Annotated in this window: 23 protein-coding genes; 12 read left to right on the top strand and 11 right to left on the bottom strand. The window is 70.2% G+C overall.

The window, feature by feature from the left end; all coding sequences use genetic code 11:
• Positions 1 to 89: 89 nt before the first annotated feature.
• The 3 genes from ABZ826_RS02525 to ABZ826_RS02515 are packed head-to-tail and all read left to right on the top strand — an operon-like array spanning position 90 to position 3,331.
• Positions 90 to 950 carry a sugar ABC transporter permease gene (locus tag ABZ826_RS02525; RefSeq protein WP_361441162.1) on the top strand — a complete coding sequence of 287 codons (861 nt, stop codon included), beginning with the start codon at positions 90 to 92 and terminating at the stop codon, positions 948 to 950.
• Positions 947 to 1,777 carry a carbohydrate ABC transporter permease gene (locus tag ABZ826_RS02520; protein ID WP_361440979.1) on the top strand — a complete coding sequence of 277 codons (831 nt, stop codon included), beginning with the start codon at positions 947 to 949 and terminating at the stop codon, positions 1,775 to 1,777. The genes ABZ826_RS02525 and ABZ826_RS02520 overlap by 4 nt, the downstream gene beginning before the upstream one ends.
• Positions 1,778 to 1,786: 9 nt before the next feature.
• Positions 1,787 to 3,331 (top strand): glycoside hydrolase family 3 protein, encoded by a 1,545-nt coding sequence (locus tag ABZ826_RS02515; RefSeq protein WP_361440976.1) that lies wholly within the window; start codon positions 1,787 to 1,789, stop codon positions 3,329 to 3,331.
• A gap of 93 nt (positions 3,332 to 3,424) precedes the next feature.
• On the opposite strand, the gene nagB is transcribed toward ABZ826_RS02515, so the two are convergent.
• Positions 3,425 to 4,210 (bottom strand): glucosamine-6-phosphate deaminase, encoded by a 786-nt coding sequence (gene nagB / locus ABZ826_RS02510; protein ID WP_361440973.1) that lies wholly within the window; start codon positions 4,208 to 4,210, stop codon positions 3,425 to 3,427.
• A 193-nt stretch (positions 4,211 to 4,403) separates the two neighbouring features.
• Here nagB and ABZ826_RS02505 point away from each other — a divergent pair, with 193 nt between their 5' ends.
• Positions 4,404 to 5,474, top strand: coding sequence for an SIS domain-containing protein (locus ABZ826_RS02505; RefSeq protein WP_361440970.1), 1,071 nt, complete (start codon positions 4,404 to 4,406; stop codon positions 5,472 to 5,474).
• A 363-nt stretch (positions 5,475 to 5,837) separates the two neighbouring features.
• Entirely contained in the window at positions 5,838 to 7,304 is a 1,467-nt protein-coding gene (locus tag ABZ826_RS02500) for a histidine kinase N-terminal domain-containing protein (RefSeq protein WP_361441159.1), read from the top strand.
• 172 nt (positions 7,305 to 7,476) lie between these two features.
• On the opposite strand, the gene ABZ826_RS02495 is transcribed toward ABZ826_RS02500, so the two are convergent.
• Together ABZ826_RS02495 and ABZ826_RS02490 are read right to left on the bottom strand one after the other, a co-directional pair.
• Positions 7,477 to 7,734: a WhiB family transcriptional regulator gene (locus ABZ826_RS02495; RefSeq protein WP_003953983.1), complete on the bottom strand. Its 258-nt coding sequence runs from the start codon at positions 7,732 to 7,734 to the stop codon at positions 7,477 to 7,479.
• Positions 7,735 to 8,053: 319 nt separating this feature from the next.
• Positions 8,054 to 9,022 (bottom strand): diacylglycerol kinase family protein, encoded by a 969-nt coding sequence (locus ABZ826_RS02490; RefSeq protein ID WP_361440967.1) that lies wholly within the window; start codon positions 9,020 to 9,022, stop codon positions 8,054 to 8,056.
• A 241-nt stretch (positions 9,023 to 9,263) separates the two neighbouring features.
• On the opposite strand from ABZ826_RS02490, the gene ABZ826_RS02485 reads away from it, so the two are divergent.
• Positions 9,264 to 9,641, top strand: coding sequence for a hypothetical protein (locus ABZ826_RS02485; RefSeq protein ID WP_361441156.1), 378 nt, complete (start codon positions 9,264 to 9,266; stop codon positions 9,639 to 9,641).
• 446 nt (positions 9,642 to 10,087) lie between these two features.
• Here ABZ826_RS02485 and ABZ826_RS02480 read toward each other — a convergent pair whose 3' ends face one another.
• The 3 genes from ABZ826_RS02480 to ABZ826_RS02470 all read right to left on the bottom strand — a co-directional run bounded on the left by ABZ826_RS02480 (position 10,088) and on the right by ABZ826_RS02470 (position 11,976).
• Complete coding sequence (locus ABZ826_RS02480) at positions 10,088 to 11,014, bottom strand: RNA polymerase sigma factor SigF (RefSeq protein WP_361441153.1); 927 nt, start codon at positions 11,012 to 11,014, stop codon at positions 10,088 to 10,090.
• Positions 11,015 to 11,037: 23 nt separating this feature from the next.
• Positions 11,038 to 11,451 carry an anti-sigma regulatory factor gene (locus tag ABZ826_RS02475; protein ID WP_361440964.1) on the bottom strand — a complete coding sequence of 138 codons (414 nt, stop codon included), beginning with the start codon at positions 11,449 to 11,451 and terminating at the stop codon, positions 11,038 to 11,040.
• Positions 11,452 to 11,715: 264 nt separating this feature from the next.
• Entirely contained in the window at positions 11,716 to 11,976 is a 261-nt protein-coding gene (locus ABZ826_RS02470; protein ID WP_361440961.1) for a UBP-type zinc finger domain-containing protein, read from the bottom strand.
• 35 nt (positions 11,977 to 12,011) lie between these two features.
• On the opposite strand from ABZ826_RS02470, the gene ABZ826_RS02465 reads away from it, so the two are divergent.
• Positions 12,012 to 13,616: a Na+/H+ antiporter gene (locus tag ABZ826_RS02465; protein WP_361440958.1), complete on the top strand. Its 1,605-nt coding sequence runs from the start codon at positions 12,012 to 12,014 to the stop codon at positions 13,614 to 13,616.
• 10 nt (positions 13,617 to 13,626) lie between these two features.
• On the opposite strand, the gene ABZ826_RS02460 is transcribed toward ABZ826_RS02465, so the two are convergent.
• The 4 genes from ABZ826_RS02460 to ABZ826_RS02445 all read right to left on the bottom strand — a co-directional run bounded on the left by ABZ826_RS02460 (position 13,627) and on the right by ABZ826_RS02445 (position 17,046).
• Entirely contained in the window at positions 13,627 to 14,520 is an 894-nt protein-coding gene (locus tag ABZ826_RS02460; protein WP_361440955.1) for a pyridoxal-phosphate dependent enzyme, read from the bottom strand.
• A gap of 54 nt (positions 14,521 to 14,574) precedes the next feature.
• The gene (locus tag ABZ826_RS02455; RefSeq protein WP_361440952.1) at positions 14,575 to 15,156 is read right to left on the bottom strand and encodes an N-acetylmuramoyl-L-alanine amidase; all 582 of its coding nucleotides are present in this window, start codon (positions 15,154 to 15,156) and stop codon (positions 14,575 to 14,577) included.
• Between the two features lie 137 nt (positions 15,157 to 15,293).
• Positions 15,294 to 16,490, bottom strand: a complete 1,197-nt coding sequence (locus ABZ826_RS02450; RefSeq protein WP_361440949.1) for a globin domain-containing protein — start codon at positions 16,488 to 16,490, stop codon at positions 15,294 to 15,296.
• A 106-nt stretch (positions 16,491 to 16,596) separates the two neighbouring features.
• Entirely contained in the window at positions 16,597 to 17,046 is a 450-nt protein-coding gene (locus ABZ826_RS02445; RefSeq protein ID WP_361440946.1) for an Rrf2 family transcriptional regulator, read from the bottom strand.
• A gap of 178 nt (positions 17,047 to 17,224) precedes the next feature.
• On the opposite strand from ABZ826_RS02445, the gene ABZ826_RS02440 reads away from it, so the two are divergent.
• The 5 genes from ABZ826_RS02440 (at position 17,225) to ABZ826_RS02420 (ending at position 22,355) form a co-directional block, all read left to right on the top strand.
• The gene (locus ABZ826_RS02440; protein ID WP_361440943.1) at positions 17,225 to 18,631 is read left to right on the top strand and encodes a family 2B encapsulin nanocompartment shell protein; all 1,407 of its coding nucleotides are present in this window, start codon (positions 17,225 to 17,227) and stop codon (positions 18,629 to 18,631) included.
• Positions 18,632 to 18,792: 161 nt separating this feature from the next.
• Positions 18,793 to 19,851 carry a family 2 encapsulin nanocompartment cargo protein polyprenyl transferase gene (locus tag ABZ826_RS02435; protein WP_361441150.1) on the top strand — a complete coding sequence of 353 codons (1,059 nt, stop codon included), beginning with the start codon at positions 18,793 to 18,795 and terminating at the stop codon, positions 19,849 to 19,851.
• Between the two features lie 218 nt (positions 19,852 to 20,069).
• On the top strand, positions 20,070 to 20,738 hold the full coding sequence (locus ABZ826_RS02430; RefSeq protein WP_361440940.1) for a DUF6304 family protein: 669 nt from the start codon (positions 20,070 to 20,072) through the stop codon (positions 20,736 to 20,738).
• A 271-nt stretch (positions 20,739 to 21,009) separates the two neighbouring features.
• Entirely contained in the window at positions 21,010 to 21,993 is a 984-nt protein-coding gene (locus ABZ826_RS02425) for a DUF1648 domain-containing protein (RefSeq protein WP_361440937.1), read from the top strand.
• Between the two features lie 2 nt (positions 21,994 to 21,995).
• Positions 21,996 to 22,355, top strand: a complete 360-nt coding sequence (locus tag ABZ826_RS02420; protein WP_361440934.1) for a GntR family transcriptional regulator — start codon at positions 21,996 to 21,998, stop codon at positions 22,353 to 22,355.
• A 138-nt stretch (positions 22,356 to 22,493) separates the two neighbouring features.
• Here ABZ826_RS02420 and snpA read toward each other — a convergent pair whose 3' ends face one another.
• Entirely contained in the window at positions 22,494 to 23,171 is a 678-nt protein-coding gene (snpA, locus tag ABZ826_RS02415) for a snapalysin (protein WP_361440931.1), read from the bottom strand.
• Between the last annotated feature and the right edge of the window lie 209 nt (positions 23,172 to 23,380).

Genomic DNA, 23,380 nt, shown 5'->3' with positions numbered 1-23,380 from the left:
CGGTCCGCGGGCAGGACGGGAAGACACCCGTCGGGCGGCCCGGGGGAAGCAAGCGGAGGGTGGGTATCGGCGCAGCGCCGTACCTGTTGATGGTTCCCGCGCTCGCGGTGACGGCGATCTTCCTCGGGTATCCCCTGGTGAAGAACGTCATGCTGTCGTTCCAGAACCTCAATATGGGACAGCTGATCCAGCATGTCACCGAGTGGAACGGCTTCAAGAACTACCAGGAGATCCTCACCGGTGAGGACTTCTGGAAGGTCACGCTCCGCACGATTGTGTTCACCGGCGTCAACGTCGTCCTGATCATGATCGTCGGCACCCTGGTCGGACTGCTGCTCGCCCGTCTCGGCAAGAAGATGCGGCTCACCCTGATGGTCGGCCTGGTGCTCGCCTGGGCGATGCCGGTCGTGGCCGCGTCCACCGTGTTCCAGTGGCTGTTCGCCTCGCGCTTCGGCATCGTCAACTACGTGCTGGACAAGCTCGGCTGGCACTCGATGGCCGACTTCAACTGGACCGGATCGCAGTTCTCCACCTTCTTCGTGGTGACCCTGCTGATCGTCTGGCAGTCCATCCCGTTCGTGGCGATCAACCTGTACGCGGCGACCACCACCATCGCCAAGGAGCTGTACGAGGCCGCCGCGCTCGACGGCGCCGGCGTGTGGAAGAGCTTCACCTCGGTGACGTTCCCGTTCCTGCGGCCCTTCCTCTACGCCACGACCTTCCTTGAGGTCATCTGGGTCTTCAAGGCCTTCCCGCAGATCTTCACCATCAGTGAGGGCGGCCCCAACCGCCTCACCGAGACGCTGCCGATCTACGCCTTCGTCGAGGGTGTCGGCAACCAGCACTACGGCATGGGCGCGGCCATCTCGCTGCTGACCATCCTGATCATGCTGGGGCTGACCTCGTACTACCTCCGCATCGTTCTCAAGCAAGAGGAGGACGAGCTGTGAAGCGCTCACTGCTCGGCCGCATCTGGCCCAATGCAACGGCGATCGTCCTCTTCGCCGCCCTGGTCTTCCCCGTCTACTGGATGTTCAGCACGGCGTTCAAGCCGACCGGCGACATCATCACCGAGGCCCCGGTCTGGTTCCCGACCGACATCACGTTCGAGCACTTCCAGACGGCGTACCACGCACCGAACTTCCTGACCCTGGTCAGGAACTCGCTCACCGTCACGCTGCTCGCCGTGACCTTCTCGCTGATCATCGCGCTCTTCGCGTCGTTCGCACTGGCCCGGATGCGGTTCAAGGGTCGCAAGAGCATGATCCTGGTCTTCATGATCGCGCAGATGGCCCCGTGGGAAGTCATGGTCATCGCGATCTACATGCTGGTCCGCGACGCGGACCTGCTCAACAGCCTGGTCCCGCTGACCCTCTTCTACATGGTGATGGTGCTCCCCTTCACGATCCTGACGCTGCGCGGTTATGTTGCCGCGGTGCCCAAGGAGCTGGAGGAATCGGCCATGGTCGACGGCTGCACCCGGCCGCAGGCGTTCGTCAAGGTGATCCTGCCGCTGCTCGCCCCCGGCCTGATGGCCACTTCGCTCTTCGGCTTCATCACGGCGTGGAACGAATTCCCGCTGGTCCTGATCCTCAACAAGGACCCGGAGGCCAAGACGCTCCCGCTGTGGCTCTCCCAGTTCCAGAGCCAGTTCGGCGATGACTGGGGCGCCACCATGGCGGCGGCCTCGATCTTCGCCATCCCGATCCTCATCCTCTTCGTCTTCCTGCAACGCAAGGCCGTCAGCGGCCTCACCGACGGCGCCGTGAAGGGATAACGCTGCCTCATGACCACCCTGATATCCACCACGGACACCGTCACCCGCGACGCCCTCGCCGTACTGCAGCCAGGATTCACCGGCACCACCGCCCCGGACTGGGTGCTGCGCAGGGTCGACGAAGGACTCGCCTCCGTCGCCCTCTTCGGCCGCAACATCCGCACGGCCGAGCAGGTCTCCGCGCTCACCGCCCGGCTCCGGGCCGAGCGTGACGACCTCCTCGTGGCCATCGACGAGGAGGGCGGCGACGTCACCCGCCTCGAAGTGCGCACCGGCTCCTCCTTCCCCGGCAACCTCGCGCTCGGCCATGTCGACGACGTGGAGCTGACCCGCGCGGTCGCCCGGGAGCTGGGCCGCCGGCTCGCCGAGTGCGGCGTCAACCTCAACTGGGCGCCGTCCGCGGACGTCAACTCCAACCCGGGCAACCCGATCATCGGCGTGCGGTCGTTCGGTGCCGACACCCAGCTCGTGGCCCGGCACACCGCCGCGTACATCGAAGGCCTCCAGGCCGCCGGAGTCGCCGCCTGCACCAAGCACTTCCCCGGTCACGGCGACACCGCGATCGACTCGCACCACGCGATGCCGCGCATCGACGTGGACCTGGAGACCCTGCACGCCCGTGAACTGGTGCCCTTCAGGGCGGCCATCGCTGCGGGCTCCAAGTGCGTGATGAGCGCGCACATCCTGCTGCCCGCGCTCGACCCGGACCACCCCGGAACGGTGAGCCCGCGGATCCTCACCGGTCTGCTGCGCGAGGAGATGGGCTACGACGGCCTGATCGTCACCGATGCCGTGGAGATGCAGGCCATCGCCGGGACGTACGGCATCGAGCGCGGCTCCGTCCTCGCGATCGCCGCCGGAGCCGACGCCCTGTGCGTCGGTGGCGGTCTTGAGGACGACGGCACGGTGCAACGGCTGCGCGACGCGCTGGTCGCCGCGGTACGCAGCGGTGAACTCGCCGAGGACCGGCTCGCGGACGCGGCCGCACGGGTCCGTGCCCTCGCGTCGTGGACGCGGGGGGCCCGGGACGGGGCCGGTTCGGAGCCGGGTGCGGCAGCGCACGAGGGGACCGCGCCCAGCACCGGAATCGCTTCCGACATCGGCCTGGTCGCCGCCCGCCGTGCGGTGCGGGTGACCGGCTGCGCCGAGCCGCTGACCGAGGCCGCGTACGTCGCCGCGTTCACCTCCGCGTCGAACATCGCGGTCGGCGACGAGACCCCGTGGGGCGTCGCGGCGGAGCTGGGCCGGCTGCTGCCGGGCACGGAGACCGACACGTACAGCAGCGAGACCGAGGAGCCCGTGGCCGCTGTGCTGCGGGCCGCGGCGGAGCGGCGCGTCGTCGTGGTCGTCCGCGACGCCCACCGCCACGCGTGGATGACGCAGGCCCTCGACGCTCTGGTGGCGGAGCGCCCCAACACGGTGGTGGTCGAGATGGGCGTCCCGCAGGCGGCCCCCAGGGGCGCCCTGCACATCGCCACGCACGGCGCCGCCCGCGTCTGCGGACTGGCGGCCGCGGAGATCATCACCGCCGGTACGGGCCACCCCCGGGCCTGAGTGCGGGGCGCCGCGCAGGACACGCGCCGGCATACGAGAGGGCCGGGGCGCACCCACCACGGGTGCGCGCCGGCCCTCCATTTGCCGGCCGGTCTAAATGCCCTGCCACAGCGGCTTCGACGCGTACGTGGCGCGGAAGTAGTCCGCCAGCTTCAGCTTCGACGCTGCGGCCTCGTCCACCACCACCGTCGCGTGCGGGTGCAACTGCAGTGCGGACGCGGGCACGATCGAGGCGACCGGCCCCTCGACCGTCTGCGCCACGGCCTCCGCCTTGCCCTCGCCGGTGGCGAGCAGGATCGGGTGCCGGGACTCTAGGATGGTGCCTATTCCCTGGGTGATCACGTGGTGCGGCACCTGCGTGATGTCGTCGTCGAAGAAGCGCGCGTTGTCGATCCGGGTCTGCTCGGTGAGCGTCTTGATCCGGGTACGGGAGGCGAGCGAGGAGCACGGCTCGTTGAAGCCGATGTGCCCGTCCGTGCCGATGCCGAGGAGCTGCAGGTCCACCCCGCCGGCCTCGGCGAGCGCGCGGTCGTACGCCTGGCAGGCGGCCGGGATGTCCTCGGCGGAGCCGTCGGGGCCCATGAAGGACGCTTCGGACAGACCGAGCGGTTCGACGACCTCGCGCAGCACCACGGAGCGGTAGGACTCGGGGTGGCCCGCCGGCAGCCCGACGTACTCGTCCAGCTGGCAGATGCGGGCGCGCGAGGCGTCCACGGCGCCGGAACGGACCTTGGCCGCCAGCGCCTGGTAGATGGGCAGCGGGGTGGAGCCGGTGGCAACGCCGAGAAGGGCATCGGGCTTGCGGCTCAGCAGCGCGCCGATGGCTTCTGCGATGAGTTCGCCGCCTGCCTTGGCGTCCGGGACGATGACAACTTCCACGCGGGGCCTGCCGATCTGAAGAATTGAATCATGTGGTATAGACCAATCAGGGTTCAATCTAGCAGACCCGGTGGCGGGGACACGATGGCCGTACCCGTCCCGGCCGCACCCCGCTGGCGGGTGCCCTGTTCCCCGTGGTCGACTGGGGCGAACGGCGTTCCTGACGCACCGGAACACTCCTGGGAGGCCCGACATGCCCGCCACGTCATCGTCCGAGGAGCGCGAGAAGCCGGGCCGGATCATGTCCGGCGAGATGGCCGAACAGCCCGGAGTGCTGCGCCGGATCCTCGATGAGGGTGTCCCCGCGATCCGCGAGGTGGCCGCCGGGATCGCGGCGCGGAAGCCGCGCTTCGTCCTCCTCACCGCCCGCGGCACGTCGGACAACGCCGCGCTCTACGCCAAGTACCTGCTGGAGATCCGGCTCGGCCTGCCCTGCGGACTCACTTCCATGTCCACCACGACCGCGTACGGCGCGAAGCCGGACCTCAGGGACGTGCTGGTCGTCACCGTCAGCCAGTCCGGTGGCTCGCCCGACCTGGTGGCCTCCACCCGGGCCGCCCGCGAGGCCGGCGCGATCACCCTGGCCGTCACCAACAACCCGGATTCGCCGCTGGCCGCCGTCTCCGAGTACCACATCGACATCCTCGCGGGCCCGGAGAAGGCCCTCCCGGCCACCAAGACCTACACGGCGTCACTGCTGTCCCTCTACCTCTTCGTGGAGGGCCTGAGCGGCGGCGACGGTGCTGCCGCCGCGATCCTGCCGGAGCGGGCCGAGTCGATCCTGGCCCGCGGGGACGAGGTCAAGGCGCTGGCCGCACGGTACCGCTTCGCCGAGCGCATGGTCATCACCTCGCGCGGCTACGGCTACCCCACGGCCAAGGAAGCCGCGCTGAAGCTGATGGAGACCAGTTACATCCCCGCCCTCTCCTACTCCGGCGCCGATCTGCTGCACGGTCCGCTCGCCATGGTCGACAACATCTCCCCGGTGATCGCGGTCGTCACCGACGGCCGCGGCGGCGAGGCGTTGCAGCCGGTCCTGGACCGGCTGCGCGGCCGTGGCGCGGATCTGTTCGTGGTCGGCCCCGAGGCCCAGGTGGCGGCGGCGTCCGCGGGCTTCGCGCTGCCGACGGCCGGGGTCGCCGAAGAGGTCCAGCCGATCCTGGAGATCCTGCCGCTGCAGCTGCTGGCGTACGAGGTGACGATCGCCCGCGGCCAGGACCCGGACGCGCCCCGCGCGCTGGCCAAGGTCACCGAGACCCACTGATCGGAGAACGGGCCCGTGGAACACCCGCGGGCCACGGTGTCGGAGCGGGACCCTCGGCCCGTCCGGCACCGCAGCCCGGAGTAAGACCGACCATCGGACGGTCTGTTCGGCCGGCGGTGTGCGGTGCCCCCGGCCGGGGAGAGGCGCCTGCGCAGTCAGGGCAGAGAGCGCGGGTACCTCGATCCACTCTCCTGTGCGGGGAGAGCGGAAGCTCTGTCTTGAGCATTGTGGACTAGACCATTCGCCTGTGTCCATCCGTCGGAGCGCCGCAATTTTCCAGGCCTCTTCCCCTGACACGTACGCCCGGGGCGTTCGGTTCGGAGCCATTGCCCATCCGCGGGTACGCTCGCACACGTGCCCTCCATGAACGACCTCGTCCGCCAGCACACAGCCCTCAGCGACACCGACCTGGAGTGGCTGCATCTGCTGGTCTCGGAGTGGCAGCTGCTCTCCGACCTGTCCTTCGCCGACCTCGTGCTGTGGGTCCCCACCCGGGACGGCACCCGCTATGTGTCCGTGGCCCAGATGCGGCCCAACACCGGTCCCACCTCCTACCAGGACGACATGGTCGGCCACTTGGTGCCACGCGGCCGCCGTCCCCTGCTCGACGCGGCGCTGGACGAGGGCCGGATCGTGCGCGAGGGCGACCCGGAGTGGCGCGAGGAGGTGCCGGTACGGGTCGAGTCGATCCCGGTGCGGCGCGAGGGCCGGGTCCTCGGCGTCATCGCCCGCAATACCAACCTCCTGACCGTCCGGACGCCGTCCCGGCTGGAGCTCACCTACCTCCAGTCGGCCTCCGACCTGGCCCAGATGATCGCCGCCGGGTCCTTCCCGTTCCCCGGCCAGCAGGTCGACATGGACGCGTCGCCGCGCGTCGGCGACGGGCTGATCAGGCTCGACGCCGACGGGGTCGTCCAGTACGCCAGCCCCAACGGCCTTTCCGCCTACCACCGCCTCGGCCTCGCCTCCGACCTGGTCGGCCAGCACCTGGGCGGGATCACCGCCGAACTCGCCCCCTCCCGCGGCCCGGTGGACGAGGCCCTGGTCAAACTCGCCAGCGGCTACGCGCCCCGGGAGTTCGAGGTCGAGTGCGCGGGCGGGGTGATCCAGCTCCGGGCGATTCCGCTCAAGCCGAAGGGTGTCCGGATCGGCTCCCTGGTGCTGCTCCGGGACGTCACCGAACTGCGCCGCCGGGAGCGAGAGTTGATCACCAAGGACGCCACCATTCGGGAGATCCACCACCGGGTGAAGAACAACCTCCAGACCGTTGCCGCCCTGTTGCGGCTCCAGGCCCGCCGGATGGACTCGGTGCGGGGGCGTGAGGCGCTCAACGAGGCGGTACGGCGCGTCGGGTCGATCGCCATCGTGCATGAGACGCTGTCCCAGAATCTGGACGAGCGGGTGGAGTTCGACGAGATCGCCGACCGGGTCATCGCGATGGTCGCCGAGATCTCACCGGGCAAGGTCACCTGCCGCCGGACGGGACGCTTCGGCGTACTCGACGCCGAAGTGGCCACCCCGCTGGCGATGGTGCTCACCGAGATCCTGCAGAACGCGCTGGAACATGCCTTCACCCTTGCCGAGTCCGGCACGGTCGAGGTGTCGGCGGTACGCGGCGGTTCCTCCGCCGAGACGCGGCTGCTGATCACGATCCAGGACGACGGCTGCGGTCTGCCCGAGGGCTTCGACCCGCAGCGTGCCGGCAATCTGGGACTGCAGATCGTGAGGACGCTGGTGGAGGGCGAGTTGAGCGGGACCTTCGGTATGATCCCGGCCCCCGAGCGCGGCACCAGGGTCGTCCTCGACATCCCGGTCCGGGCGGAGAAGTAGCCCCGGCCGCGATCGGCGCGAACACAGCAGTGAGCCCGGACCGTTGTTCACGGTCCGGGCTCACTGTTCATGCATGCGCTTCGGGGGTACTGCGCGCTGCGACTCGGGGGGCGGGGTTGTGCGTACGCTCTGTACGCGCCGCCTGGCTGAGGCTCGTAGCGGTGGCGTCGGATCAGGCGCTGGCGTTACGCGCCCGGTTGCGAGCGGCGCGGCGCTTCATGGCGCGGCGCTCGTCCTCGCTGAGGCCACCCCAGACGCCGGAGTCCTGGCCGGACTCGAGCGCCCACTGCAGGCACTGCTCCATGACGGGGCAGCGACGGCAGACGGCCTTGGCTTCCTCGATCTGCAGCAGCGCAGGACCGGTGTTGCCGATGGGGAAGAACAGCTCGGGGTCTTCCTCACGACAAACGGCGTTGTGACGCCAGTCCATGGCTGCTACCTCTCCTTGGTATTGCATACTGTTGCTTGTGAATGTGAACGCTTTCACGAATCCCCCCGCAGGCAACGAGCCGACGCCCAGTTGAACTGGTTGTGGTCCTGTGGATTGAGGAGGGGTTCTGGCTCTCAGTGGAGGCCGTTGTTGCGGGCCGTCCCGATCGCCATGTAGAGATTCGCAAACCTCGGCGGCGGATACAACCCCTTCCAGAAACTTTTTTTTGATTCCTCGGTGTCGACTAGGTCACAGCCGTACTTCTATGGGGTGGAGTCCAGCCCAAACGTTCGAGTTAAAGGACTTTGGTCTCTTCCACTCACACAATCACACGCAGTGCACGGCGTACGCCTGTGAACGTCACACTGGTTCGCACTCCCAGATGGTCGCCATCCATCTGAAAGGGCAGTGGTGCCTTTGAATGCAAGGTGAAGTCCGTGAGGTCGTGAAGTGAAACGGCGTGCTTCCCGGACGGTCCCTTCTCGGGGCTCGACGTGAGCAGCTGGGTGCCGTATCGGGCCACTGCCGAGGCGGAGAGCCGCTTCAGCCCGAGTACGTCCAGGCCGGTGTCGAACGTGGCCTTCGGGGACGCGTACATGGGGCGATTCCCCAGGTAGGTCCAGGGGGCCGTGTTGGAGATTATCGACAGTGCGAGATCGGTCACAGGCGGTTGCCCGGGTGTCTCCAGTGTGATTGCCCCGTGTCTGCGGTGCGGTTCCTCCAGGAATTGCCGGACGACCTGGCGGACATACAGCGCGTGGGTGGAGCGCTTACCCGATTCGCGTTTCTGTTCGACCCGACCGACCACGCCTGCGTCGAATCCGAGTCCGGCGCAGAAAGTGAACCAGCGTTCCGGAACCGACTCGTCGGCGGTGCCGGGGGTGCCGGCCGCCAGCCCCAGGCCGACCGTGCGTTCGGTCCGGTTGGCGAGTGCGTCCAGGATCGCACCGGTCGCCTCCACCGCGTCGTTGGGCAGGCCGAGGGCGCGCGCGAAGACATTGGTGGAGCCGCCGGGAACCACCGCGAGGCTCGGCAGGCTGTCCAGGTCGGGGCCGTTGTGGAGCAGACCGTTGACGACCTCGTTGACCGTGCCGTCGCCGCCCAGGGCGACCACCAGGTCGATCTCCCCGGAGTCCGCGGCCCGCCGGCCCAGGTCCCGGGCGTGCCCCCGGTACTCCGTGGTCACGGCCTCCAGCTTCATCTCGCTGGCCAGTGCGTGGATGAGCACGTCACGCGTCCGCGCACTGGTGGTGGTAGCAGCTGGATTGACCACAAGGAGTGCGCGCATGACAGCCAGACTACCTACCGCGGGGTATCGCTCTGAAGTCCTGCCCCATGACCTTCACACTCGGTGACGGACCGGGCGCGGCGGGGCGAGGGGCGGCCGTCCGTTCGCGTACATTCCCGACCCCGGCTTCGCTTTCGCGGTGCCGGGATGCCAACCTGCAAGGGTGAGTACTCAGCAGAACACGCCCTCCGAGTCGCCCTCGCCCTCGGTCGGACCGGCGAAGCCGAGCAGGATCACGCTCGTGGCCGGACTCAACGCCCTGGAAGGGGCGGCGCTCGTCATCGGCGGGATCTACATGCTGGTGAGGGGGCTGCTCGGGCACCCCGAGAGCCCGCAGCAGGCGGAGATGGGCGGCCTCACGCTGATCGCGCTCGGCCTGATCCCGCTGATCGCCGCGCGTGGCCTGTTGCTGCGGCGCAGCTGGAGCCGCGGCCCCGCGCTCATCACACAGATCATCGGGCTCCCGGTGGCCTGGACACTGCTGAGGTCCCACGGCGTGCTGATCCCGGCCGGGATCGTCCTCGCGGCGGTGGTCCTGACGGCGCTCTATCAGTTGGTCAGGCCGACGACGATCGACGAACTGGGCATCCGCCGGCCGGGCACCACACCGGACGCCTGAGGGCTGTCCCGTAATCCCAGGCGGGCGCGCGACGACAGCTGCGGCACCTCGCCGCGTTGTCGGAACATCCGCGTACATCCCGTGTGCGGACCCCGCGAGTCCGGCATGATCCGTACGAGAGGCCTGAGCCGCAGGTGCCGTCGGCCGCCCCCCGCCGCTGGACGCATGAGGACCGCCCGGCCGCCAGGGGGACGTGCGAGCCGATGATCCGGCCGCCGCTCGCCGGGACGCACGAGCGGGCCGCCCCGCCGCGACTGTCACGTACGCGACCTGATCGCCGCACCCGATCGACCCGCCACCGCCCGCCGGACGGGCGCGAGCCGCTGCCCGTGCCCAGTCGCTCCGTGCCCGAGCGGGCTGTCCCGCATTGGCTGCCCGGCGCACGGAGTCGGCGTTCGCCTCGGCTCCGCGCGCAGGCGTCGGGCACTCGCCCCGTCCCTCTCGCCCTACTCCTCGACGAGCAGCCGCTCACGCAGCTGCGCCAGGGTGCGGGCCAGCAGCCGCGAGACGTGCATCTGCGAGATGCCGACCTCCTGGGCGATCTGCGACTGGGTCATGTTGCCGAAGAACCGCAGCAGCAGAATCCGCTTCTCGCGCGGCGGCAGGTCCTCCAGCAGCGGCTTGAGCGACTCCCGGTACTCGACGCCCTCCAGCGCCTCGTCCTCGGAGCCCAGCGTGTCCGCCACCGCGGGGGACTCGTCGTCCGTGTCCGGCACGTCCAGCGAGAGCGTGCTGTACGCATTGGCCGACTCCAGGCCCTCCAGGACCTCTTCCTCGGAGATGCCCAGTCGCTCCGCCAGCTCGTGCACCGTCGGCGAGCGGCCGTGCTGCTGGGAGAGTTCGGCGGTGGCCGTGGTGAGCGAGAGCCGCAGCTCCTGCAGCCGGCGCGGCACCCGGACCGCCCAGCCCTTGTCACGGAAGTGGCGCTTGATCTCGCCGACGACCGTGGGTGTCGCGTACGTCGAGAACTCGACGCCTCGGTCCGGGTCGAACCGGTCGACCGACTTGATCAGCCCGATCGTGGCGACCTGGGTCAGGTCGTCCAGCGGCTCGCCGCGATTGCGGAACCGGCGGGCCAGATGCTCCACGAGCGGCAGATGCATCCGCACCAGCCGGTTGCGCAGCTCCGCCTTCTCGGGCGATCCGTCGGGCAGCGCGCGCAGTTCGACGAAGAGCGCCCGCGCCCCGCTGCGGTCGTGTGGATCGTGGTGCCCGTGCTCGCTCATCTGGCCTGCCCGCTCCGCCTGCGACTGCTCCAACGCGACCGTACGGCCCGCAGGCCCGTCCGCCCCGTCCTCCGGATGGGGCAGGGCCTGCTGCTCGGGGATGCCCGCTGCGCGCACCACCTCTGGTCGGATCGTCTCGTCCCGCACAGGACCGTCCCCGTTCCCGCTGCTCACGCCGACCCGGGTCCCGCGCCGCGCTGTTTGTACAGGCTGATGCTGACCGTGCGGTCGTCGGCGACCGAGGAGTCGACCTTGCCGGCCAGTGCGGAGAGCACTGTCCAGGCGAAGGTGTCGCGCTCCGGCGCCCGGCCGTCCGTCGTCGGCGCCGACACCGTCACCTCAAGGGAATCCTCGATGAGCCGGAAGACGCAGCTGAGGACGGAGCCCGGCACGGCCTGCTGGAGCAGGATCGCGCAGGCCTCGTCGACGGCGATGCGGAGATCCTCGATCTCGTCCAGTGTGAAGTCCAAGCGCGCTGCGAGACCGGCCGTGGCCGTACGCAGCACTGACAGGTAGGCACCCGCAGCGGGCAGCCGGACCTCTACGAAGTCCTGATTCCCGGGCTCGCCTGCGATCTGGGACACCCTCACCTCCAAGGTGGCACAAACTCTTTCGAGGGTCCGGGAAGAATGCCCCGGAGCCATGCGGTACGTCTTCGGTTCTGGTCCGGCGACGCTATCGCGATCCATGATGCCGTGTCGCCGGGCCCTGGGGCCTGCCCGCGGATCACGGACGGACGGCCCCGGCCCATGAGTGTCACTCATGGTAAGCCCATGAGTACAGACGGTGGGTAGGGGTCTGCGGCGGTCAATTACGAACAACCGGCGCCGGATTGACGTACCCAGACGTCAGACGATCGAACCGTCCTCGAAGCACCAGCGCCAGCTTTCGCCCGGCTCGAAGCTCCGCATCACCGCGTGACCGGTCTCCTTGAAGTGGCCGGTGGCGTGCTGCAGCGGTGACGAATCGCAGCAGCCGACATGGCCGCAGACCAGGCAGAGTCGCAGCTGCACCGGGTGGGTGCCCGCCGCGAGACAGCCGGTACAGGTCCCGCTGAGCGGGGTCGGCTCGGGGCGCGGCAGTTCGGACAGGTGCGGGCAGTCACTCATGATTGTCAGGTTACGACGGATGCGAGGACCGTGAGATGGACGCATTGCAGCTGGTGGCACTGGTCGCGGCCAGTGCGGCTGTCGCGGGGGCCGCACGCCGCACCCCCGTGCCGGCCCCCCTCCTGCTGGTCGCTGCGGGGCTGATCGCCTCGTATCTGCCCGGGGTGCCGATGTACACCCTGGACGCGCACGTCGTGCTGCCGCTGCTGCTGCCACCGCTGCTCTACACGGCGGCGGTCGACAGCTCGTACCTCGATCTGCGGGCCAATATCCGGCCGGTCGCGTTGCTCTCGGTCGGTTATGTGCTGTTCGCGACCGCGGCGGTCGGCTGGCTCGCGTACCGCCTCGTGCCCGATCTGCCGCCCACCGCCGCGCTGGTGCTCGGCGCGGTGGTCGCCCCGCCAGACGCCGTCACGGCCGCCGCGATCGCCCGCCGGGTCGGGCTGCCCGCCCGGGTCACGACGATCCTGCAGGGCGAGTCCCTGGTGAACGACGCCACCGCGATCACCGCCTACAAGGTGGCGCTCGCCGCCGCCGTCGGCGAGGGCATGAGCTGGGGCGCCGGGATCGGCGAATTCCTCCTCGCGGCCGTCGGCGGCGTGGTGGTCGGTCTGGCGCTGATGGTGCCGCTGCACTGGCTCCGTACGCACCTCAAGGAAGCGCTGCTGCAGAACACGCTGTCCCTGCTGATCCCGTTCGTGGCGTACGCGGCGGCGGAACGCGTGCACGCCTCCGGGGTGCTTGCCGTGGTCGTCGTCGCGCTCTATCTGGGTCACCGGGCCTGGCAGGTCGACTTCGCGACCCGGCTCCAGGAGGCGGCCGTCTGGAAGATGGTCGCGTTCATCCTGGAGTCCGCGGTCTTCGCGCTGATCGGGCTCCAGCTGCCCTTCGTACTGAAGGGGCTCGGTACGTACGCGGTGGCGGAGGCACTCTGGTACGCGCTCGCCGTGTTCCTCGCCGTCGTCGTGGTCCGCTTCGTCTGGGTCTACCCGGCGACGTACCTGCCCAGATGGCTGTCGAAACGGATCAGGGAGCGCGAGCCCGACACGGACTGGACGGCGCCGCTGATCGTCGGCTGGGCCGGGATGCGCGGGGTCGTCTCGCTCGCCATCGCCTTCTCCATCCCGGTGGTCATGACCGACGGAAAGGCCTTCCCCGCCCGTGACCTGGTGCTGTTCCTGACCTTCACCACCGTCATCGGCACCCTCGTCATCCAGGGGCTCAGCCTGCCGCTGCTGGTGCGTGTCCTCAGGCTTCCGGGGCGCGACGCGACGGCACAGACGCTGGCGGAGGCGCAGGCGCAGAGCCAGGCGTCCACAGCCGCCGAAGCACGCCTGGAGGAGCTCCTCACCGACCGGCGCAACGCCCTGCCGGGACCGCTCACCGACCGGCTGCGCGCCGTCCTGGAGCGCCGCCGCAACGCCGTGTGGGAGCGCCTCGGCGCCGCCAACCCGGTGACCGGGGAGTCGGCGGACGACACGTACCGGCGGCTGGCCGGGGAGATGATCGACGCCGAGCGCGCGGTCTTCGTACGGCTGCGGGACGAGCGGCGGATCGACGACGAGATGCTCCGCACGCTGCTCAGACGGCTCGACCTGGAGGAGGCGGCGGCCTACCGGGAGGAATCGGGCGCGCCTTGACGGGGGCGGCCTACGGCAGGCCCGTGACCACGGCCGCGACCGTGGTTCCCGCGGGGAACGCGCCCTCCTCGGTGAGCGCGGTGAGCGCGTACAGCAGCTTGGCGACATAGAGCCGCTCGACGGGCAGCCCGTGCCGCTGTTCGAAGTCGTCCGCGAAGGCGTGCAGCGGCGGGGGCGTACGGGCGTATCCGCCGAAGTGGAAGCGTTCGTCCAGGGACCACGTCCCGGCCGCCCCGCCGAACGCCTCCTGCTGCAGTTCGCGTACCGCCTCGCCGAGGAATCCGCCGCGCAGCACCGGGACGCCGAGGGCGCGCTGCCCCGGTCCGAGACCGGCGGCGAGACCGGCGAGGGTGCCGCCGGTACCGCAGGCCACCGCGACCGCATCGGCCCTGCCGCGCAGCTCACGACCCAGCTCCGTACAGCCCTGTACGGCTGCGGCGTTGCTGCCGCCCTCCGGGATGACGCAGCACTCCCCGTAGGTGCTCAGCAGCCCCGCCAGGACCTCCGGATCGTTCTTCGCGCGGTACGTCCTGCGGTCCACGAAATGCAGGGTCATCCCGTCGGCGGCGCATCGGGCCAGCGAGGGGTTGAGGGGGCGGCCGGCGAGTTCGTCGCCGCGTACGACCCCGACGGTGGGGAAGCCGAGCAGCCGCCCGGCGGCGGCGGTGGCCCGCAGATGGTTGGAGTACGCGCCCCCGAAGGTCAGCACGGTACGCCCGGCGGCGGCCCGCAGATTGGGGGAGAGTTTGCGCCATTTGTTGCCCGGGAGATCGGGGTGGATCAGATCGTCCCGCTTGAGCAGCAGCCGCACGCCGTGGCGCGCGAAGCGCTCGTCCTCGACCGGTTGCAGAGGTGACGGGAGCACCGGCCGCAGGCGGGACAGGTCGAGCGCTTCGGAAGGCATGACGTCATTGTCGTCGTGCGGTACCGAGCCGGGCCGGGGAGGGGCGGTCACGGGTCATTTCAGGCGGTCCTGGATCCGGTCCCGCATGGAGTCCATCGTGAAGCCGCGGGGATCGATCTTGCCGGGCTGCCACTCCTTTTGGCCGATCACCGAGCGCGAGGTCCAGCCGTGGTGGCGGCAGATCGCGGCGGCGGCCTTCTCGATGGCTTCGAGCTGGGCGTCGGGCCAGGGGTCCTTGCCGTCGCCGAGGTTCTCGCACTCGAAGCCGTAGAAGTGCCGGTTCCCGTCCGTGTCGGCCTCGTTGTCGGTGGGCAGGCGCTTCTCGGCGACGACGGCGCGCAGTACGCCGGCGTCGCCGAGTCCGGCGTGGTTGGCCCTGCCGTAGCCGACCAGGTGGACCCGGCCGTCCTTGGCGATCACGCCGTGGCAGAGCGGGCCGGGGAGTTCCGGACAGCCGTCACGGCAGATACGGACGGTGCCCTCGGTGACCGTGTGGTGGATCATCACTCCGTTGACCGGGCCCCAGGGGCCCTTGTGGTTGCGGTGGCGAGTACGCCAGTCACCGACCTGGACGACGGTGAGCCCCTCGTTCATTAGGGCTTCCAGGAACGTGCTCGCGGGCATGGGTGCGGACATGGCCGACTCCTTTTGCGCGTGGCGGACCGGGTCCTTGTTGCGCTTTTACCGGAATGTCGCTCTCCAGGCCATCTCCGGACCGGTTGTTCGGATCGTGAGCGAGTCGATCCGGTCACCCCCGCGAGGACGGGCCGCTCTCAGTCCTGCGCGAGCCACAGGTCGGGGCCGAAGACCTCGTAGTGGATATCGGCCGCCGGGACCCCCTTGGCCAGCAACTGGGCGCGCACGGTCCGCATGAAGGGCAGCGGGCCGCAGAGGTAGGCGTGGGTGCCCGGGGCGATCGCGAGGCCGCTCACGTCGACCAGCCCGGTGCGGTCGGCGCGGTGGCCGGGCTCCGGGTTCTCGTACCAGAAGTGGGCCGCGGCATCGGCGAGTTTGCCGGTGAGCAGGGCGTGATCGGTGCGCAGCGCGTGGTCGGCGGGGGAGCGGTCGCCGTGCACGACGGTGACCGGGGCGCGGTGGCCGGTCGCCGCGAGGTGTTCCAGCATCGAGAGCATCGGGGTGCAGCCGATGCCCGCGGAGGCGAGCAGCAACGGGGCGTCCGCGGAGTCGAGTACGAGGTCGCCGTACGGGGCGGAGACCCGCAGCCGGTCACCGGCTCCGACCTCGGCGTGGAGTCGGCGGGAGACCTCGCCGTCGGGCGATCCGCCGCCGTGCACCCGCTTGACGGTGATCGAGCGCAGCAGCGAGTCCGGGGCGCTGGAAAGGCTGTACTGGCGGATCTGGCGGGCGCCGTCGGGGAGTTCCACCTGTACGGAGACGTACTGACCGGGGCGGAAGGCGGGGGCGGGGGAGTCGTCGGCCGGTCGGAGCTGGAAGGTGGCGACGTCCGCGGTCTCCTCGATCCGGGCGACCACCTCCCACTCGCGCCACACGTCCCCGGCGACGACACCGCGCTGCGCGTACAGCCGCTCCTCGATCGAGATCAGGGCGCCCGCCATCAGCCAGTAGACCTCGTCCCAGGCGGCGGCGACCTCCGGGGTGACCGCGTCGCCGAGGACCTCGGCGATGGCGGCGAACAGATGCGTGTGCACGATGTCGTACTGCGCGGCGGTGATGCCGAGCGAGGCGTGCTTGTGGGCGATCCGGCCGAGCATCACGTCGGGGCGGGTGTCCGGCTGCTCGACCAGCTGGGTCGCGAAGGCGGCGATGGAGCCCGCGAGAGCCTGGCGCTGGGCGCCGGACGCCTGGTTGCCGCGGTTGAAGAGGTCGCGCAGCAGCTCGGGGTGGGCGTCGAAGAGCTTGCGGTAGAAGAGATCGGCGATGTCCCCGATGGCCGCCCCCACGGCGGGGAGGGTGGCGCGGACAGTGACGGTCGACGTCTCGGAGAGCATCGGTGGACTCCTGAATCTGTAATTGGTATTTGAGATTCTTATTTTTGGGCGGCGCGGAACCAGGTGGTGGCGCCTGGGGCGTGGTGTGTGGCGGTCCGGCCCGGGATCAGCCGGGGGCCGGGCGGCGGCTGCTGATGCCGATCAGCAGCGGCCCGGTGGGGGACGCGACGAGTTCGGAGACGGTGATCGGGTCGAGCGAGGCGTAGAATGCCTCCTCCGCCAGGCGCAGTGCGCCACGCAGCCGACAGGCCGCGCGCAGGGGGCACGGGGTGGAGCCCTCGCAGTCGACCACGTCGCCGGGTCCTTCGAGCTCCCGGACGAGCGCGCCGATGGAGGCGGACCGGCCCGCTCCGGTGAGGCTGAGCCCGCCGCCGCGACCCCGGCGTGCCTCGATGAGGCCGAGATGCTGGAGCTTGGCGACGACCTTCGCGGTGTGGGTGTACGGCACCTCCATGGTGGCCGCCACCTCTCGCGTGGTCGGCGGATCCTCGTTCTCCACGACGGCGAGGCGCATCAGTACGCGCAGCGCCACGTCGGTGAATCTCGTCAGCCGCATGACGGCCACGGTAAATAACTTGCATCGGAGATGCAAATTACCGTCGCCCGCGGGTTTCGCTGAGCGTCGTGCCCAGCCCAAAGCCCGGTTAGTCGCACTCATTTGTGTAATGGCGCGCCGACTCTCCGTGCTGAAAGGCTTCTTCGCGCAGGTCGACCAATGATCGAGAGGGCGTCACATGTCCGTTGGTGAAGAGGTTCAGAACACGCCGGTGCCGCCGCAGCAGAGTCTGGGCACGGCGGCGGCGCGGAACCTCGCGACGACCACCAAGTCCGCTCCGCAGATGCAGGAGATCAGCTCGCGGTGGCTGCTGAAGATGCTGCCGTGGGTGCAGGTGCAGGGCGGTACGTACCGGGTGAACCGCAGGCTGAGCCACTTGGTGGGGGACGGCCGGGTGACCTTCGTGCAGACGGGTGACCGGGTCGCGGTCATCCCGGCCGAGCTCGGAGAGCTCCCGGCTCTGCGGGACTTCGGTGACGAAGAGGTGCTCGGCGAGCTGGCCCGGCGGTGCGAGCAGCGCGACATCGCCGCCGGCCGGGTGCTGGCCACCACCGGGGACGCGGCGGACCGCGTCTTCCTGCTGGCGCACGGCAAGGTCGAGAAGGTCGGCACCGGCCCGTACGGGGACGAGACGGTGCTCGGGGTCCACGCAGACGGCGCCTACTTCGGCGACCACGCCCTGATCGACGGCGACGCCGTGTGGGAGTACACCGCCCGCGCCGTCACCGACTGCAAGGTGCTCACGCTCCGGCGGGCCGATGTGCTCAACCTCGCCGAGCGCGCCGGCTCGCTCCGTGCCCATCTCGCCGGACTGCTCAGCGTCCCGAAGCAGCGCACCAACAAGTACGGCGAGGCGGCGATCGACCTCTCCGCCGGCCATGTCGGAGAGGCCGTCGTCCCGCACACGTATGTCGACTACGAGGCGGCGCCGCGCGAGTACGAACTGAGCGTCGCCCAGACCGTGCTGAAGGTCCACAGCCGGGTCGCCGACCTCTACAACCAGCCGATGAACCAGACCGAGCAGCAGTTGCGGCTCACGGTCGAGGCGCTGCGCGAGCGCCAGGAGCACGAGCTGATCAACAACCGCGAGTTCGGTCTGCTCAACAACTGCGACTACGGGCAGCGCCTCCAGCCGCACGACGGCGTGCCGGGCCCCGACGACATGGACGAGCTGCTCTCGCGCCGCCGCGGATCGAAGCTCTTCCTCGCCCACCCCAAGGCCATCGCCGCATTCGGCCGCGAGTGCAACAAGCGCGGTCTGGTGCCGGAGACCGCGGACGTCGGCGGACAGCGTGTGCCGGCCTGGCGGGGCGTACCGATCTTCCCGTCCAACAAGATCCCGGTCAGCGACGCCAGGACCACGTCGATCATCTGCATGAGGACGGGTGAGGACGAGCAGGGCGTCATCGGACTCCACCAGACCGGCATCCCGGACGAGATCGAGCCCAGTCTGTCCGTCCGCTTCATGGGCATCGACGAGCAGGCGATCATCTCCTACCTGGTGACGGCCTACTACTCCGCGGCCATCCTCGTGCCGGACGCTCTCGGCGTGCTGGAAAACGTCGAGGTCGGCCGCCGGCGGTAGCCCCTCGGGGCCCGGACCGCCGTGTTCGGGCCCCGTCAACCTCCGCCACCGGGCAGCCGTGCCCGGGGCGGCCTCGGGAGGAGGCCCCAGTGAAGATCCATCACGCACCCCCATCACCCACCCCCCGGGCCCCGGGGGACGACGATCCGGCCGTCCGGGCCATTCAGGCGTCGGAGGTCACGGCCCCCCTCCCGATCGCGCAGGGGCAGGAGGCCGCGGTCCTTCTCGAACAGACCCGGGTCCTCGTCGATCCCCAACTGCACGCCGCCGTCGAATCCTTGCCCGGATCGCTCCGCCGGGTGGCGATGTACCACTTCGGCTGGCAGGAGGCCGACGGCACCCCGTCCGCGGCGCGAGCGGGCAAGGCGATCAGACCCGCGCTCGTCCTGGCCGCCGCCCGCGCGCTGGGCGGCGATCCGCGGCGGGCGGTACGGGCGGCCGTCGCCGTGGAGCTGGCCCACAACTTCACCCTGCTGCACGACGACATCATCGACGAGGACCGGACCCGCCGGCACCGGCCCACTGCCTGGGCGGTCTTCGGCATCCCGGACGCCGTCATCACCGGCGATGCCATGCTCGCCCTTGCCCAGCGGCTGCTGGCCGAGGACACCGACCCGGCCTCGGCCCGCGCCTCGGCAAGGCTCTCGGCCTGCATCATCGAGCTGTGCGCGGGCCAGCAGGCCGACTGCGCCTTCGAGGACCGGGGGCCGGACGAGGTCTCGCTCGACGAGTGCCTGACCATGGCCCTCGCCAAGACGGGCGCGCTGCTCGGCTGTGCCTGTGCGCTGGGAGCCCTGTACGCCGGTGCGGGGGAGCGGGCGGTCGGCGCGATGGACGGATTCGGCCGGGAGGCCGGTCTCGCCTTCCAGCTCATCGACGATCTGATCGGTATCTGGGGGGATCCGGTACGGACCGGGAAACCGGTCGGGGCGGATCTCGTCGCCCACAAGAAATCCCTGCCCGTGGTCGCCGCACTGACCTCCGCCACCCCCGCGGCGGCCGAACTCGCCGAGCTCTACAGGGGATCCATGAACACACCCGGCGAGATCGGCCGCGCCGCCGACGCCGTCGACCGGGCCGGCGGCCGGGACTGGGCACAGGTCTGCGCGGCGGACCGGATGGCACGCGCGGTCCACCACCTGTCCCGCGCGGTCCCCGACCTGGCCCCGGCGGGCGACCTGCTGACCCTGGCGGAGTTCGTCACCCGCCGGACGCACTGAGCCGGGGGGAAAGCAGGAAGCGGAAGGCAGGAAGCGGAAAGGAGGAAGCGGTACGCGCGGCGGCAGCGGAGGCGGTGCTCCGAAGGGAGCGGTGGGCGCGGAGTGGTGAAGGGGACGGAGGAAGGAGAACGGAGCAAGGAGCCGAGGTCACAAGGCCCGTGAGGTGAAGAGGAGGGCGATCGGGCGACTGTCGTGGGCACGGGCTACAGTCCGTGCCCATGACAGATGAGTCATGGGCAGGGTGGTACCGGGACCGGCAGGGTTCCGACGCGGTCATCCTCACCACAGACGGACAGCAACTCCGCCTCCGGATCAGGGGCATCGACTTCGAGGGCGAAAGCTTCGACGGCCTCGCCCCGGTGGCCGGCACTCCACCCGCCGACGGCCTGTTCGCCCTGGTGGACGGCGCGTTGGGTGATTGTGTCCTGGAATGGGACCTGCCGCTCCCGGTCCTCTGGGACGAAGCCGTCCACCAGGCCACGCTCAGCTGTCTGTTGTCGCTGCGCCGCCCCGATCCGTACCTCCACCTGGAGCTGCAGTTCGGCGGGGCCGCCTACGGATCCCACCGCGCGGAGAGTGACTTCGCGTCCGCCCTCGCCACGATCCAGCGCGCCCTGCCGCCCGGGGTGCGTCTCCAGACCTGCATCGCCTGCGCCTTCTCCGACTACTTCCCGGCCCCCGGCCGGGGCCTTTCCGGCGGTCTCGCATGTTTCCGGGGCGCCAAGGACGCCTACCGCGGGGCGGCCGGTGAGGGCGATGTCATGGACCTCTGGGACCGGCGCACCGGGTTCGTCCAGGAGGTCTGGAGCTGCCGCGAGTACGAGCCCCGCCCGGATCGGGGTGCCGGCACCGGCCATCGGGGCGCGTTCCCGCTGGAGCTGGCCTGATCCCTTTTGCCCCGCCGTTGAAACCGTCCCGCACCGGAACCGCTCCGGTGCGGGACGGTTTCGTTCTTCCATGCCCCAGGAGCCCCCGGCCACCGTCGGGTCGAACGTGGTGCGCGGACCTCTCCGCGGCGGACACCGATCCCCCGTCGTCGCTTCGGACGTTGCTGCCCGGGGGGGCGTCCGATGCAGTGGAACGGGGGCTTGCCCGGCGCTTGCCCACATCTTGCTGGGTCTCTGTTGTTCTACTAACATGCGAACAATGGAGGTTTTCATGATGCGTAAGAACCTGGGCCGAGCGACGCTCGTCGCCCTGCCGTTCCTGCTCGCGCTCGTCGCCGACCTGGTCCTGTTCGCCGCCTTCCGCGACCGGTTGCCCGAGCAGCTGGCCAGTCACTTCCAGGCCGACGGCCGGGGGGACGGGCACATGGGGCAGGCGGGGTACGTCGTGCTCGACGTCCTGTTGTTCGTCGTGATCGGGGGGCTGTGGACTCTCATGGTGGCGCGGGGGAAGTTCTACGGGCGCGCCCATCGTCGGCTGACCGCCGGTGGTTATGCCTTCGCCGGGTTCCTCGGCTGGGTAATGGCCGCCGTGCTGATCGCCAATGTGGATGCCGCCGAGAACGCGCGGGGTGACGCCCAAGGGGTGTCGCTCCCGATGTGGCAGCTCGCCGTCGCTCTGGGGGTCGCCGCGCTCGCCGGGGGGCTGGGGCTGTTGACGGCCGCGCTCGCCCCCGTGCCGGAGCCGTCGGCCGCGACCGTGCCGGCCGGGGACGAAGCGCGGATCGCGCTCGCCGAAGGGGAGGTCGCCGGATGGGCGCGCGGCGCCGGGAGCTGGTGGTTGCCGCTGATCGCGCTCGCGCTCGTGGTCGGCGGAGAGGTGCTGCTGTTCGTCTCGGGCTGGGCGGCCGCGACCCCGCTGCTGCTTTTCGGGGTGCTGCTGGCCGGCTTCGCCCGCCCGTACGTGGTGGTGGACCGGCGCGGCATCACCATCTCGGGCATGCTCCCCTGGCCGCGCGTGAGAGTGCCGCTCGACCGGATCGAGACGGTCACCAGCCGGCACATCAACCCCCTCACGGAGTACGGCGGCTGGGGCTACCGCATCCGCCCGGGGCGGACCGGTGTCATGATCCGCTCCGGTGAGGGCATCGTGGCGACACTGGCCGGCGGCCGGGACTTCGCGGTGACCGTCGACGACTCGGCAACCGCGGCCGCACTCCTCAACACCCTGATCGACCAGCGACGGGCAGGGCGCTGACCATGCTGTTCCGGGTCGATCCCACCTCCACCGTGCCGCTCGGCGATCAGATCGCGGCATCCGTGCGCCGCGCCGTCGCCGACGGGATGGTGGAGTCGGGCGAGCGGCTGCCCGCCGCGCGGGTGCTCGCCGAGTCCCTCGGGGTCAATGTCCATACGGTGCTGCGGGGTTATCAGCAGCTCCGCGAGGAGGGGCTGATCGAACTGCGCCGTGGGCGCGGCGCGGTCGTCACGGGAGGCGCGTCCCCGCACCGGGCCCGGCTGCTGGGGCGCGTACGCGAAGTGGTCGCGGACGCACGTGAGTTGGGGATGACGGAGGACGAGCTGCTGGCCCTGGTCCGTACCGCACTCAACAGCCCGTAGGCCGGGGCGGGCCGTGACGACGGCTCCGACGTGGCACGGCAGGTCGCCGGGGTGCTCCTTCCCTCCTCCGTACGCGGGCCCAGGGGGCCACCCCGTCCTACGAGGTGGCCGCCTGGGCCGTTCAGCTGCCGGGCGGTGTCAGGAGGAGCTGCGCGCGAGCGCGGCCGCGAAGCCGTTCTGCCACAGGTAGTTCACCTGGCTGCGCTCGTTCGCGTCGGGGTAGGGATTCGTACAGGACGGGCCGGGGCCGCCGCCCGACATCAGCTCGCTGCACGGACCGGAGTAGTGATCCGGCAGGCCGAGCACATGGCCGGTCTCGTGGGCGGTGACGCGGGTCGAGTTGTACTGCTGGTTCTGCGCGTAGTCGAGGAAGATGTAGCCGTTGCCGTGCCCGTCGGTGCTGGCGTACGAACCGCTCGGGTCGTTGCCCTCGTAGTAGGCGAAGTCGGCGTTCGAGCCTTCCTGCAGCCGGACGTTGGACACCGAGCTGTTCCAGATCTGCGCGCTGTTGGCTATCTGGGTGCGGAAGCTCGGCGCGTTGGCGGTGCTGTAGACGATGGTGACCGACTGGGCGCCGGGGTTGGCCGCCCGCTTCTCGGCGACGGACTTGGCGACCGCCTCGAAGAACGCCTTGTTGGCGGCGGCGCTCTCGTGCGACCCGGAGTGGGCGGTGTAGCCCGCGTGTTCGGCCGAGGCGGCGGCGGGCGGTGCGGCGGGTGCGGGAGAGGCGGCGATGGCGGGTGCGGTGCCCAGCGCGGCCGCGAGTCCGAAGCCGAGGCCGACCACGGCCGACAGGACGGTCCTGGGGTGTCTCATGGGGGGTCTCCTACCGATTACCGATCCGATGGACCCGTCCGGTGATCGGACTCGGACGGGAGGCGGTACGGGGAGAGTGTCGGGGAGCGGAAGCCGTGGCGGATGATGTCAACCGGCGATAGCACCGGCCTATCGCCACCTCCGGTACCGTCGACGAAACATCTGACAACTCCCGGTGAATTAACGGGTTTTGATGGGATTGCGGCGTC

Source organism: Streptomyces sp. NPDC047515 (assembly GCF_040643055.1).
Lineage (GTDB): Bacteria > Actinomycetota > Actinomycetes > Streptomycetales > Streptomycetaceae > Streptomyces.
The sequence above is the reverse complement of the archived record's forward strand: the minus strand, read 5'-3'. Positions and strand labels throughout refer to the sequence as shown.

Bases quoted from the DNA above. Each gene is read 5' to 3' on its own strand.
- ABZ826_RS02515 (WP_361440976.1), top strand. From the start codon at position 1,787: ATGACCACCCTGATATCCACCACGGACACCGTCACCCGCGACGCCCTC.
- ABZ826_RS02470 (WP_361440961.1), bottom strand. From the start codon at position 11,976: ATGAGTGACTGCCCGCACCTGTCCGAACTGCCGCGCCCCGAGCCGACC.
- ABZ826_RS02425 (WP_361440937.1), top strand. From the start codon at position 21,010: ATGATGCGTAAGAACCTGGGCCGAGCGACGCTCGTCGCCCTGCCGTTC.
- ABZ826_RS02455 (WP_361440952.1), bottom strand. From the start codon at position 15,156: ATGTCCGCACCCATGCCCGCGAGCACGTTCCTGGAAGCCCTAATGAAC.
- ABZ826_RS02450 (WP_361440949.1), bottom strand. From the start codon at position 16,490: ATGCTCTCCGAGACGTCGACCGTCACTGTCCGCGCCACCCTCCCCGCC.
- ABZ826_RS02525 (WP_361441162.1), top strand. From the start codon at position 90: ATGGTTCCCGCGCTCGCGGTGACGGCGATCTTCCTCGGGTATCCCCTG.
- ABZ826_RS02465 (WP_361440958.1), top strand. From the start codon at position 12,012: ATGGACGCATTGCAGCTGGTGGCACTGGTCGCGGCCAGTGCGGCTGTC.
- ABZ826_RS02445 (WP_361440946.1), bottom strand. From the start codon at position 17,046: ATGCGGCTGACGAGATTCACCGACGTGGCGCTGCGCGTACTGATGCGC.
- ABZ826_RS02430 (WP_361440940.1), top strand. From the start codon at position 20,070: ATGACAGATGAGTCATGGGCAGGGTGGTACCGGGACCGGCAGGGTTCC.
- ABZ826_RS02460 (WP_361440955.1), bottom strand. From the start codon at position 14,520: ATGCCTTCCGAAGCGCTCGACCTGTCCCGCCTGCGGCCGGTGCTCCCG.
- ABZ826_RS02440 (WP_361440943.1), top strand. From the start codon at position 17,225: ATGTCCGTTGGTGAAGAGGTTCAGAACACGCCGGTGCCGCCGCAGCAG.
- snpA (WP_361440931.1), bottom strand. From the start codon at position 23,171: ATGAGACACCCCAGGACCGTCCTGTCGGCCGTGGTCGGCCTCGGCTTC.
- ABZ826_RS02420 (WP_361440934.1), top strand. From the start codon at position 21,996: ATGCTGTTCCGGGTCGATCCCACCTCCACCGTGCCGCTCGGCGATCAG.
- ABZ826_RS02495 (WP_003953983.1), bottom strand. From the start codon at position 7,734: ATGGACTGGCGTCACAACGCCGTTTGTCGTGAGGAAGACCCCGAGCTG.
- ABZ826_RS02500 (WP_361441159.1), top strand. From the start codon at position 5,838: ATGAACGACCTCGTCCGCCAGCACACAGCCCTCAGCGACACCGACCTG.
- ABZ826_RS02505 (WP_361440970.1), top strand. From the start codon at position 4,404: ATGCCCGCCACGTCATCGTCCGAGGAGCGCGAGAAGCCGGGCCGGATC.
- ABZ826_RS02490 (WP_361440967.1), bottom strand. From the start codon at position 9,022: ATGCGCGCACTCCTTGTGGTCAATCCAGCTGCTACCACCACCAGTGCG.